Origin of the sequence: Halorubrum aquaticum (genome assembly GCF_900113615.1) — an archaeon.
In the GTDB taxonomy this organism is placed as follows: domain Archaea; phylum Halobacteriota; class Halobacteria; order Halobacteriales; family Haloferacaceae; genus Halorubrum; species Halorubrum aquaticum.
In genome coordinates this window covers 1-11,645 of sequence record NZ_FOPZ01000030.1, presented here as the reverse complement: position 1 = coordinate 11,645, position 11,645 = coordinate 1, and the positions used below count along the sequence as shown (strand labels likewise).

Annotated in this window: 14 protein-coding genes; 7 read left to right on the top strand and 7 right to left on the bottom strand. The window is 69.7% G+C overall.

Features of this window, described 5'->3' with window-relative positions; genetic code table 11:
• Window positions 1-154 (top strand): DUF7346 family protein (locus F3H10_RS16635; protein ID WP_455325819.1); only part of this gene is annotated, 154 nt, incomplete at its 5' end.
• 238 nt (window positions 155-392) lie between these two features.
• On the opposite strand, the gene rad50 is transcribed toward F3H10_RS16635, so the two are convergent.
• The 4 genes from rad50 to F3H10_RS15525 all read right to left on the bottom strand — a co-directional run bounded on the left by rad50 (window position 393) and on the right by F3H10_RS15525 (window position 5,165).
• Complete coding sequence (rad50, locus tag F3H10_RS15540; protein ID WP_149785676.1) at window positions 393-3,080, bottom strand: DNA double-strand break repair ATPase Rad50; 2,688 nt, start codon at window positions 3,078-3,080, stop codon at window positions 393-395.
• Window positions 3,077-4,423, bottom strand: coding sequence for a DNA double-strand break repair protein Mre11 (mre11, locus tag F3H10_RS15535; protein WP_149785675.1), 1,347 nt, complete (start codon window positions 4,421-4,423; stop codon window positions 3,077-3,079). The genes rad50 and mre11 overlap by 4 nt, the downstream gene beginning before the upstream one ends.
• On the bottom strand, window positions 4,420-4,806 hold the full coding sequence (locus F3H10_RS15530; RefSeq protein ID WP_149785674.1) for a hypothetical protein: 387 nt from the start codon (window positions 4,804-4,806) through the stop codon (window positions 4,420-4,422). Before F3H10_RS15530 ends, mre11 begins: the two co-directional genes overlap by 4 nt.
• 95 nt (window positions 4,807-4,901) lie before the next feature.
• A complete protein-coding gene (locus tag F3H10_RS15525) occupies window positions 4,902-5,165 on the bottom strand; it encodes a MarR family transcriptional regulator (protein ID WP_149785673.1) in 264 nt (87 codons plus the stop codon).
• 139 nt (window positions 5,166-5,304) lie between these two features.
• Here F3H10_RS15525 and pan1 point away from each other — a divergent pair, with 139 nt between their 5' ends.
• The 3 genes from pan1 (at window position 5,305) to F3H10_RS15510 (ending at window position 7,624) form a co-directional block, all read left to right on the top strand.
• Window positions 5,305-6,522: a proteasome-activating nucleotidase Pan1 gene (pan1, locus tag F3H10_RS15520; protein ID WP_149785672.1), complete on the top strand. Its 1,218-nt coding sequence runs from the start codon at window positions 5,305-5,307 to the stop codon at window positions 6,520-6,522.
• Between the two features lie 75 nt (window positions 6,523-6,597).
• Window positions 6,598-6,735: a DUF7560 family zinc ribbon protein gene (locus F3H10_RS15515; RefSeq protein WP_142985070.1), complete on the top strand. Its 138-nt coding sequence runs from the start codon at window positions 6,598-6,600 to the stop codon at window positions 6,733-6,735.
• Window positions 6,736-6,826: 91 nt separating this feature from the next.
• A complete protein-coding gene (locus tag F3H10_RS15510) occupies window positions 6,827-7,624 on the top strand; it encodes a creatininase family protein (protein WP_149785671.1) in 798 nt (265 codons plus the stop codon).
• 51 nt (window positions 7,625-7,675) lie between these two features.
• Here the strand turns inward: F3H10_RS15510 and F3H10_RS15505 are convergent, their stop codons facing one another.
• From F3H10_RS15505 to F3H10_RS15495, 3 genes are all read right to left on the bottom strand, one after another.
• A complete protein-coding gene (locus F3H10_RS15505; RefSeq protein WP_149785670.1) occupies window positions 7,676-8,128 on the bottom strand; it encodes a pyridoxamine 5'-phosphate oxidase family protein in 453 nt (150 codons plus the stop codon).
• A 106-nt stretch (window positions 8,129-8,234) separates the two neighbouring features.
• Complete coding sequence (locus tag F3H10_RS15500) at window positions 8,235-8,387, bottom strand: DUF7560 family zinc ribbon protein (RefSeq protein WP_112079253.1); 153 nt, start codon at window positions 8,385-8,387, stop codon at window positions 8,235-8,237.
• Window positions 8,388-8,451: 64 nt separating this feature from the next.
• On the bottom strand, window positions 8,452-9,222 hold the full coding sequence (locus F3H10_RS15495) for a helix-turn-helix domain-containing protein (RefSeq protein WP_223174342.1): 771 nt from the start codon (window positions 9,220-9,222) through the stop codon (window positions 8,452-8,454).
• 121 nt (window positions 9,223-9,343) lie between these two features.
• On the opposite strand from F3H10_RS15495, the gene F3H10_RS15485 reads away from it, so the two are divergent.
• From F3H10_RS15485 to F3H10_RS15475, 3 genes are all read left to right on the top strand, one after another.
• On the top strand, window positions 9,344-9,733 hold the full coding sequence (locus tag F3H10_RS15485) for a winged helix-turn-helix domain-containing protein (protein ID WP_149785669.1): 390 nt from the start codon (window positions 9,344-9,346) through the stop codon (window positions 9,731-9,733).
• Window positions 9,734-9,833: 100 nt separating this feature from the next.
• Window positions 9,834-11,288: a PAS domain-containing protein gene (locus tag F3H10_RS15480; protein ID WP_149785668.1), complete on the top strand. Its 1,455-nt coding sequence runs from the start codon at window positions 9,834-9,836 to the stop codon at window positions 11,286-11,288.
• A 171-nt stretch (window positions 11,289-11,459) separates the two neighbouring features.
• The coding region (locus tag F3H10_RS15475; RefSeq protein ID WP_149785667.1) for a CoA-binding protein at window positions 11,460-11,645 on the top strand (186 nt) is incomplete at its 3' end.

Genomic DNA, 11,645 nt, shown 5'->3' with positions numbered 1-11,645 from the left:
CGAGTCCGACCTCCACGGTCGGCTCGCGGAGTTCCGCGTCGCCGAACTGATCGAGGAGGCCGACGTCGACGGCCGGCGAGGATACGTGGCGACGCCGGTCGCCGAGACGGCGGTTCGGCTGCTGCGCGGGGACGCGGAGAGCACGAACGAGTAGAACGCGGACGCGGAGAGCACGAACGAGTGGTAGGGGGTCGACCCGACTGTCGACCGCGCCGCGACCGCGCCGCGACCGCACCTCACGCCTCCCCAGCCTCGGCCTCGGCGACCCGCCGGAGCCGCCGGCGGGCCGCCTCGACCTCCCTCGCGCGGGCCGTTCGCGGCCGGCGGCCGCTCACGGGCGCGCGCCAATGCGGACACATCGATCGACGGTCTCCGTCGTCGAAACGACGGTCTCAGTCGTCCGCGAGCGACGCGACGTCGATCCCGGCGGCGTCCTCCCGGGTGACGGTCGACCGGTTCGTCCGCGGGTCCTTCTCGACGGTCACGAGCTCGTCCGCGGCCCCCACCAGCTCGTCGTCGTGGCTCACGATCACGATCTGTTTGACGCCGAACCCGCGCATCTCCTCGACGAGGTCGACGAGCCGGGAGACGTGTCCGGAGTCGAGGAAGACGGTCGGCTCGTCGAGGATGAGCGGCGGCGTCGGCGCGGCCCCCTCGATCCCCTCCGCGAGCAGCCGGTAGATCGCACAGCGCAGGGAGAGGTTGAACAGCGCCCGCTCGCCGCCCGAGAGCTGCTCGGGGTCGAGCGCCTCCCCGTCCTTCTGGTAGACGGTGAGCGCGTACTCGCCGTCGAGCTCGATGTGTGAGTACGCGTCGTTGCCGTACACCAGCTCGAACGTCTCGTTGAGGGTTCGCTCGAGCTCCCGGACGTTGCGCTGGCGCAGCTCCGCGCGGAGGTCGCCGTAGGTCGCCTCCAGCTCCGTCGTCTCCTCGTGGAGCGACTCGAGCGCCGCGACGGTCTCGGCGAGCGACTCGCGCTCCTCGCGGAGCGCCTCCAACGCCTCGATCTCGCCCCGCACCCCCCCGATCGCGTTCTGGAGTTCGGTCCGCCGCTCGTCGAGCCGGTCGAGCTCCTCGGCGACCTTTTCCAAGTAGTCCTCGGCCTCCGCTTTGCGCCTTTTGGCCGTCTCGACCGCGTCCTCGTCGACCGCCTCCCGCAACTCGTCGCGGCGCTCGCGCCTGTCGGCGAGCCGGTCGCGCCGCTCGTCGTTCACCGCCTCGAGGTTCTCGCGTTTCTCGCGGCGACGCTCGATCTCCGCGTTCAGTTCGTCGACGGTCGACAGCCGCTCCTCGACCGCGTCCACCGCGTCGCGGGCGTCCCCGACGCTCGCCAGGGCGTCCTCCAGTTCCGCCACGCGCTCGGCGGCGGCCTCGGCCTCCTCGCGCTTCTCCGAAGCGACCTCGCGCGTCGAGTCGGCCTCCTCGCGGTGCTCCGCGGCCCGCTCGCGCTTCTCCGCGGCGGCGTCCCGCTTCGAGTCGGCCTCCTCGCGCTTCTCCGCGACGCGTTCCTCGAGGGTCGCGATGCGCTCGTCGATCCCGTCGAGCCGCTCGGCCGCCTCGGCGAGCGCGCCGAGCGTCTCGATCCGGTCGTCGAGGTCGCTCGCCCGCTCGCGGGCGTCCGAAAGCTCCGTCTCCAGCTCCGTCACGCGCTCGCGGTCCGCCTCGATCCCGGTCGCGTGCGGGGAGTCCTCGACCGGCTGGCCGCACTCCGGACACTTGCCGGCCGCGAGCAGCTTCTCCGCCTCCTCGACCCGCTCGCGGGCGTTCTTCAATTCCGCGGACAGCTCCGCGACCCGCTCGCGAACCTCGCCGCGCCGCTCCCGGATCGCGTCACGGCGCTCCGCCGCCTCGTCCCGATCGACGTCGACGTCGGCGAACCGCTCGCGGAGCGCGTCGGCCTCCTCGCGCAGTTCCTCGATCGTGGCGGCTCGCTCCTCGGCGTCCTCCTCGGCGGCGTCGGCCTCCCCGATGAGGCTCTCGGCCTCGCGTTCGGCCTCCGCGGCACGCTCGGCGAGGTCGTCGGCCTTCGACGCGAGGTTCGTCGCCTGGTTGCGGAACGCCTCGGCTTTCACCCGCCGGTCGTCGAGTTCCTCGCGGATCTCCGACTCCCGCTCGTCGAGCGCCTCGCGGCGCTTCGCGATCGCCTCGTCCGTCGCGGCCTGGAGGCCGGCGGCGTCGAGCCGGTCGTCGATCGCCGATTCGACCTCCTCGACCCGCTCGCGGGTCTCGGCGATCGCCTCCCGATGCCCCTCGCGTTCGCGCTCCGTCTCGCGGATAGCCGTCTCGATCGACTCGACGTCCTCCTCGACCGACGCCAGCTCGGACCGCTTCTCCTCGTGAGTCGAGAGCGTCTCGGCCGCCTCCTCCCGCGTCTCCTTCGCGCGCTCCCGCTGGGCCTCGTAGCGCTCAACCTCGTCGTTCACCTCGGCGAGGTCGCTCTCGAGCCCGTTGAGCCGCTCGTGGAGGTCCTCGTCTTCCTTCCGATCGATCCGCGCCTCCTTCTCCTCGAGGACGGCGCGCTTGGCGTTCAACACGTCCTCCACGCCAAGCCGGGCGTCGCCCGCGCGCTCGCGGTACTCCTCGAGTTTACCCAGCTGGAGGAGGTCGTCGATCACGTCCTGCCGCTGGCTCGGCGTGGCGTTGATGAGCGCGTTCACCTCGCCCTGCCGGACGTACGCGCAGTTGACGAACGCGTCGGCGTCCATCCGGAGCAGCTCGGTCACGAACCGCCTCACCGCCGTCGCGCCGTCACGGGTCACGTCGCCGCCGGCAGTGGTCTCGAGGGTACAGTCGTGGTCGACGCGGTCGTCGTACCGCCGGAGCCGCCGCTCGACGCGATAGGAGGCCCCGTCGTGGGTGAACCAGAGGTCGACCGTCGTCTCCTCCTCACCGTTCGTGATCACGTCCTCGAGGGTTCCCTCGAGGGCCTTCGAGCCGTACAGCGCGAAGAAGCAGGCCTCGAGCAGCGACGACTTGCCGCTGCCGTTGATCCCGTGGATGACGGTGACGCCCTCCGAGAGCCGTAGGTCGGCGTCCCCGTACGGCTTGAAGTTCGAGAGCCGGACCCGGTCGAACTTCACAGGTAGTCCTCCATTGAGACCTGCCCGTCCGCCGGCGTGGACGGCTCGGATGATTCGGTAGTCACATCGTCATCATCGGGCGTTTCTCCGCTTTCGGTCGCCTCTCCGGAGTCGTCGTCAGCCGTCACTTCTCCGTGGCTCTCGCCCTCCTCCGTCGATCTCTCCTGGTCGACGTCCTCCGTCGTCGTCGCCTCCGGATCTCTTCCGCCGCCGCCCGCGCCGACGAACGCGGACGGGTCGTCGAGCCGGTCCTCGACCCGGGTCTTCACCTCCTCGCGGACGTTGGCGTCGGCGATCGAGTCCGACCGGACCGCGTCGTCGACGTCGAGTCCGGCGGACGAGAGCCCCATCCCCTCGATCCGCTCGCGGACGGCCGCCTCCGGGTCGGCGAAGCTCACGTCGAACTCCTCGTCGGTCTCCACCGTGCGCCGGTCGGTGACGCGCGCGACGAGCGCGCCCTCGGCGTCCGCGAACTCCTCGACTGCGGCCGGGGTGACCGGGTCGCCCTCGCCGGTTATCTCGACGAGCACGACGGCGTCCGCGAGGTCGTGCTCGCGGACTCGTTCGCGAACGCGCGCTTCGCCCTCGCCCTCGCGGAGGTCGACGCTCACGAAGACGAACTCCCGGGTGTCGAGTGCGCGTCGCCGGATCTCCACGCGGTCATCGCCGCCGACGGCCGTCTCGTCGAAGGTCACGAGGTTGTAGCCGCGGCCCTCGCGCTCGCTCGCGCTCGCGCGCTCGGTCGACCCCGGATAGGTGACCCACGTCCCCGCGACCTCGGCGCGATCCGGCTTGTGGTTGTCGCCGAGCAGCATCGCGTCGAAGTCCACGTCGCTCTCGGCGAGGACGGTCTCCGTGTCCCAGTCGGCGTGCGCGAAGGGTTCGAAGAGGCCGTGTGCGACGAGCGCCGCGTAGTCGGCGTCGTGCGGCTCGAATGCGTACTCGAGCTCGTCGCGACGGGAGACGGGGACGTGATCGAGCCCGTAGAAGGCAGTGTCGCCGACGACGGTCGGCGCGTCGCCGAGCCGGGTCGCGAGCCCGAGCCGCTCGAAGAGGTCGAGCCACTGGCCCCCGCGCGTCGACTCGTGGTTGCCCACGACGGCGAGGAAGGGGACGTCGGCGTCCGCGAGCCGCCGGAGGACGGCGATCGTCCCCATGAGATCGGGGAGCTCGGGCCGGCGGTCGTGAAAGAGGTCGCCCGCGTGAACGACGGCGTCGATGTCGTCGTCGATCGCGTCGTCGACGACGGCCCCGAACGCGTCGAGGAAGTCCTGGCGTCTGACCGGCGAGTGGTACTGCTGGTACCCCACGTGGGTGTCGCCGGTGTGGATCACCCGTGTCATCGGGTCGACGGTTGGCCCGTGTCGGGTTTAGGGGTTCCGGGCCGGTCGGCGTGGTCAGGGTGGTCGGGGCGGTCGGAGCGGTCGGGGCGGTCGGGGCGGTCGGATCGCTTCTCGGCCCCCGAGGCGACGGCCCGGTACCGGCGATACGCCTCCAGGGCCTCGCGGCCGCGGTCGGCGAGACCGGCGTCGCCCGCGCGGTCCGCCTCCGCCACCGCCGCCGCGAGCCGGTCGAGCCCGACGGCCTCGACGAACCCGGCCGCCCGGCGGAGGTCCGAGCGGGCGGCGTCGGCCTCGTCTATCACCGCCGCGTGGGGGCGGGTCGCGGTGTCCGTCCGGGTCGCCAACGCGGAGAGCGCTCGCTTGACGTCGTCCGTCGAGACCATGCGGCGTCTGCCGCGGGACCCGGTTTAAACCCTCGGACCCGGATCCGGGGTGATCGGTCGGCTCGTGAATGCGCCGCGGCTCGGATCAGCGGCGCTCAGACTGCCAGCGAGTACAGCCGCTTGCGGGCGTCGGTAAAGGAGAAGCGGGAGTCGATCACGTCCTCCTCCTCGAGCCGGGAGAGCGCGTACCGGACGGTCCGCGGCGGGAGGAGCGTCTCCTCGGCGAGCTGGCTCTGAGTCAGGGTGTCGTTGTAGTCGAGGACCTTCGCGACGAGCTTCGCGCTCGGCGGCAGGTCACGAACGGCCTCCCAACGGTCCGAGGCGTCCTCGTCGGCGGCGACGGCTTCCGTGGTGCTCATGCGTAATCGTCAGTAGCTCATGCCGTTAGATAATATTTACTATCCTGTTTTATTACTATTAGGAATATGCTCGCGACAGGACGGATCTCGAGTGCCACCACCCGAAGCCTCTTATCCGCGAGACGCTTTATTACGGGCAATGAGTGACACCGTCGACGACGTCGACATGCCCTACGACGAGGGGTCGGCGTCGAGACAGGAGAAGATCGAGACCCTCCAGGAGCGCCTCGAGGTCCTCGAGACCCAGAACGAGGAGATGCGCGACAAGCTCCTCGACGCCAACGCGGAGAACAACAAGTACCAGCAGAAGCTCGAGCGGCTCACCCACGAGAACAAGAAGCTCAAGCAGTCGCCGCTGTTCGTGGCCACCGTCCAGGAGCTCACGGAGGACGGCGCGGTCATCAAACAGCACGGCAACAACCAGGAGGCGCTGACGGAGATCACCGACGAGATGCGCGAGAAGATCGACCCCGACGACCGGGTCGCGGTCAACAACTCGCTGTCCGTCGTCAAGAAGCTCGAGAAGGAGACGGACGTCCGCGCCCGCGTCATGCAGGTCGAACACTCGCCCGACGTCACCTACAACGACATCGGCGGGCTCGAAGACCAGATGCAGGAGGTCCGCGAGACCGTCGAGATGCCGCTCGAACGCCCCGACATGTTCGAGGACGTGGGCATCACACCCCCGAGCGGCGTCCTGCTGTACGGCCCGCCGGGGACCGGCAAGACGATGCTGGCGAAGGCGGTCGCCAACGAGACCGACGCCACGTTCATCAAGATGGCCGGGTCCGAGCTCGTCCACAAGTTCATCGGCGAGGGCGCGAAGCTCGTCCGCGACCTCTTCGAGGTCGCCCGCGAGAACCAGCCCGCCGTCCTCTTCATCGACGAGATCGACGCTATCGCCTCCAAACGGACGGACTCGAAGACCTCGGGCGACGCCGAGGTCCAGCGGACGATGATGCAGCTACTCAGCGAGATGGACGGCTTCGACGAGCGCGGCGACGTCCGCATCATCGCCGCCACCAACCGCTTCGACATGCTCGATCCCGCCATCCTCCGGCCCGGCCGCTTCGACCGGCTCATCGAGGTGCCCAAACCCGACACCGCGGGCCGGGAGATCATCTTCCGGATCCACACCCGCAAGATGAACCTCGCCGACGGGATCGACTTCACCGAACTCGCCGGCATGGTCGAGGACGCCTCCGGCGCGGACATCAAGGCGATCTGTACCGAGGCCGGGATGTTCGCGATCCGCGACGACCGGACGCAGGTCACGCTCGACGACTTCCTCGAGGCCTACGAGAAGCTTCAGGAGACCGACGAGACCGACGCCGACGACTCGCTCGCGTTCGCGTAGGGCGGACCGCCGCCCCAACCGAAAGCCGGTGGTTTATATCGCCCGCCGCCGTTTTTCGGCCAACGAGGGACCATCGTGACGACCGCAGAGTTCTCGTGTCCGGGCTGTAACCAGACCATCGAGGTGAACGACGAGATGCGCGAGACCATCCTCGAGGTCGGCTGTCCGGTCTGTACGACCGCGGTGAGCGACGACGACTTCGCCGAGGCGTAGCCTCGGGTCCTCTCGCCCGCCGGCCGCGCATCCCGTCCGCGTCCCTCCGCCCTCCGTCCGGCTTTTTGTCGAGCGCGCGCGAAGCGGCCGCATGGACGACTCCTCCGGTCTCGAGACGAGCCGGCTCGACGAGCTGACGTGGCGCGAGATCGAGTCCGCGCTCGAGCGGACCCGCACGCTGTTGCTTCCGGTCGGCAGCGTCGAACAGCACGGCCACCACCTGCCGCTCGGCGTCGACGTCTTCATGCCCGAGGCGATCGGGGCGCTCGTCGCCGAGCGCGTCCCGGCGCTTCTCGCCCCGCCGATCCCGTACGGCGTCACTCCCCACCACACGTTCAAGCCGGGGACGGTCACGGTGTCGACGGAGACGTTCCAGCGGTACGTCTTCGACGTCTGTGACTCGGCGGCCGACTGGGGGATCGAACACGTCCTGCTCGTCAACGGCCACTACCTCGCCCAGGACCCCGAACTGGAGGTCGTCGTCCGCCGGCTCCGGACCGAGAGCGGCGTGGAGGCGTTCCACGTCCCGCTCGTGGAGCTGTTCGCCGACGTCGCCGAGGAGGTCCGGACGGGCGAGGTCTCGTTTCACGCCTCGGAGTTCGAGACGAGCATCGCGCTCGAACTGTTCCCGGAACTCGTCGACATGGACGCCGCGACCGCGGTCGACCCGCCCGCGGAGTCGCTCCCGCTCACGGACTACGACGCGCTCGGGGAGAACCGGGTCGGCTGGGCGTTCACCGCCGAGGAGATGGCGTCCATCACCCCCGCGGGCAACGTCGGCGACCCGACGGTCGCGACGGCGGAGAAGGGGGCGGCGCTCGTCGACGCGGCGGTCTCGGACGTGGTGACGCTGATCGAGGAGCTGGAACGACGGCGACGGGCGGAGTGAACGAGGACGGAGGAATCGAGCGGAGACCGGGGGTGGCGGGAGTATCGCGGTCTACTCGTCTCGGTCGACGACGATCTCCCGCCCGGTCAGCCGGTCGGGAGCGAGCCGGTAGAGTTGGATGTCGAGGTCGGGCTTGTCGTCGGCCCAGATCTCGAAGAGCGGGCGGCGGGTCTCGCCGTACTGGGCGATCCGCTCGGGAGTGAGCGCCGCGGGGTCGACCCGTTCGAGGGTCCCGACGGCGACGACGCTGGTGTAGGTCCCGCCCTCCTCCTCGTACACCACGAGCCGGGCGTCGGGATCGGACCCGAGGAACTCGCGTTTCTCGCTGTCGACCGTCGAAACCAGCCGTAAGAACGCCTCTCGAGTGTCCTCGTCGTAGCCGTAGGAGATCGGGATCGCGTACGGGGCGTCGTCGCGGGCGAGCGAGAGCACGCCGGTCTCGTGGCGGGCGAGGAACGCGTCGATCGCGGACGCGGACATCTCGGCCTCGCGCTTCGTCGTCATACGCTACGTCTCTACACACGGGGGGATAAACCACACGAGACCGGCTGACGGGAGTACCATGCGAGACCGGCCGACGGGAGCGGTCGACTGAAGCGACCGACGCGTGTCACTCCACGGTCGGTGCGGTGAGGTCGGCGTCGACGACGGGCGCCCCGCAGACGACACAGCCGGCCTCGAGCAGCGCCTCCCGCATCGCGTCGTCCACCTCGAACGAGTGGCGACACTCCGGGCAGACGAACGTGTGTGTGGGTGTCGTCATGGATGGAGTTACGACGGTAGTCCCTATCAAACGATCATCGAGTTCCCACGCCGTCAGAATCCGATCAGTCGAGAACCGTCGCGAGGATCTTCCGTTGGGCCGCCGCGATGTGCTCGCTGAACGTCGACCGGTCGATGCCGAGGTCCGCGGCGACCTCGCCGGCGTTCGCGCCCTTCGGGTGCTCGAAGTAGCCGGCGTCGTGGGCCGCCGAGAGGACCTCGCGCTGTCGTTCCGTCAGCTCGCTCCGGTCGAAGGTGACCAGATCGCTCTCCTCGGGCGTCGACGACGACTGTAACAGCCGCAACACCTGCATGTCCGCACACGACTCCTGGAGCTCCTCCAGGACCGTCCGCAGCGTCGGCAGGTCGGACGCGTGAAACGTCACGAGGAGCCGACCGTCGCGGACGACCGTCTCCGTCGCCGGGACGCCGTGGCGGTCGAGCACCGAGAACGGCGAGTCGTCCGCACACGGCACCTCGAACCGGTAGGCCGCCTTCCGACCGTAATCGAACACCGTCTCGACGCCCTCCGGAACCTCGAGGTCGGCGTCCGCGAGGAACTCGATCACGACGGTGTCGCCGGCGGCGTTCGCCGGGATTCCGGGGGTCGGGACGTGCTCGCGTTCGTCGTCCTCGTCTCCGGTGGTCGGACCGCTCTCGTCTCCGGCGACCGGGCCGCTCTCGGTTCCGTCGCCGGCGACCGTCTCGTCCGACTCCTCGCGGGCGAGCCGGCTCCGCGCCACGCTGTAGATCGGCGTCGACCCGTCGACGACGCCGTCGAACGGCGACGGCGACGACGTCGGCAGCGAGACCTCCGCCCTGATGCCGGCTCCCATCGTTCGTTCGTGCCCGCCGCCGGACAAAACGTTGACGCCCCGCCCGCGCTCGAGCTCGCTTATAAAATACCCCGCATATACAGGGACGGGGTTCGGGGGGACGGAGCCCCGATCAACAGACATGAAACGAGACACGTCCCGCGTGGGTGGACCGACGACGCTGACGGAGGCCGACGACGACCTGGACACCGCGTTCGACGCGCTCTCGGACCCCGACTGCCGGCGGATACTCGCCGCGGTGGACGAGCCGATGACCACGAGCGAGATCGCCGACGACTGCGACATCGCCCTCTCGACGGCGTACCGCAAGGTCGAACGGTTGAGCGAGACGCCGCTTCTCACCGAGGGCGTCCGCTTCGACCCGTCCGGCGACCACGCGGCCGAGTACTCCCGGGGCGTCACCGACGCGACCGTCGAACTCACCGACGCCGGCGTCCGGCTGACGATGGAGTCCGAGGAGCTCGGCGCGTCGCTCGCGGCCTTCGACACGCCCGGCGTCTCCGCGGACTGAACCGACCGCCGTCGCCCCGCGTCCGTCGCTCGAACCGTGCTTTTCGATCGTGATAACCGGACGGCTACCGTTATATGTCCCGTTCCGAGAGGGTTCGCGTATGACCGAGGTACCGAATGCCACGACCCTCCTCGATCTCACGAACGAGGCCGTCGTCGTGGTGGACGACCGCGGGTCCTTCCGGTACCTCAACGCGGCGATCGAGGGGCTCCTCGGGTTCGAGCCGGCGGAACTCGTCGGTCGGGACGCGTTCGCGCTCGTTCATCCCGACGACGACCCTCGGGTCCGGGCGATCTTCGAGCGCGCCGTCGCGGACGGATCGGTCCCGAACGAGCCCTTCGAGTACCGGTTCCGGACCGCCGACGACGACTGGGTCTGGGTACGGAGCGAGCTGTTCCCGCCCGACCGGACCGGCGTCGACGGCCACGTGTTTCGCTCCCGTGACGTGACCGAGGACGTCGAGTCGAGGCGGCGTCTGGAGACGATCGTCTCGAAGTCGCCGGACGTCCTCTGGATGTTCGACGCCGAGTGGTCGGAGCTGCTCTTCGTCAACGAGTCCGTCGAGACGGTCTTCGGTCTCTCCCTCGAGGACCTCCGCGAGGACCCGCGCCGGTTCCTCGAGGTCGTCCATCCCGACGATCGCTCCCGCGTCGAACGCGCGATGGCGCGGCTCTCGGCCGGCGAGACGACCCACATCGACTACCGGATCGAGCCGACCGACGGGGAGATCAAGTGGCTCCGCGTGCCGGGTGAGCCGGTCTTCGACGACGAGTCCGAGGAGGTCGTGGCGGTGTCCGGGTTCGCCCGCGACGTCACCGAGGAGTACCGGCGGAACCGCCAGCTCACGGTGATGGACAACCTGTTGCGTCACACCATCCGAAACGACATGAACGTCGTTTCCGGGACCGCGGAACGGATCGCCGCGCGGACGACCGGCGGACCCGAGACCGACGCGGAGACGATCCGGCGCGTCGCCGAGGACCTCCTCGAGACCGCGGAGAAACAGCGCGACGTGATCGACCTCCTGGGCGAGGACGGCTCGCCGCGTCCGACCCCGGTCGATCCGATCGTCTCCGAGGCGGTCGACCGGATGCGAACCCGCGAGCCGAGCGCCGAGTTCGACGTCTCGTGTCCGCCGGAGGCGACCGCGCTCACGATCCCCGAGCTCGACCACGCGATCGACGAGCTCGTCGAGAACGCCGTCGAGCACGCCGAATCGACCCCGACGGTTCGCGTCGACGTGACCGACGACGAGGACCGCGTCGCGATCGCGGTCAGGGACACCTGTCCGCCGATCCCGGTCGAACAGCGGCGGGTCATCACCGACGAGTGGGAGATGGACCGTCTCAGACACACGGTGGGGATGGGGTTGTGGCTCGTCTACTGGATCACGGAACGGTCCGGCGGCGAGCTCGCGTTCGACACCCACCGGAACGGGAACGTGGTCACCCTCACGGTGCCGAGCGCCCGCGGCGAGGCGACGTCCGAGCCGGCAGACCCCGTGAACCGACTCCGGATCGAACGCGGGCGGCGGGACGGGATCGCCCCCGAGTGACGTGGATCTGCCCGTGAGCGGTGGGGGCTCGGTGCGTGAACGACGCGGCGCCGGTGCGTGAACGACGCGGCGCCGGTGCGTGAACGACGCGGATACGTCCGGCTGGGCGGATTTCCCGACGCGGAGAACGGCCACCGGGGTTAAACCGACCGTCCGCGTAGACGGAAGACGATGGGTACGCTCAACGAACTGTTCGACCCGGATCGGGTCGCGGTCGTCGGCGCGACGGCCCGCGAGGGCGCGGTCGGGCGCGCCGTCACGTCGAACCTGCTCGCGGACTTCGACGGCGAGACGGTCCCCGTCAACCCGAACTACGACGAGGTGCTCGGGAGGACCTGCGTCGACGCGGTCGGCGAG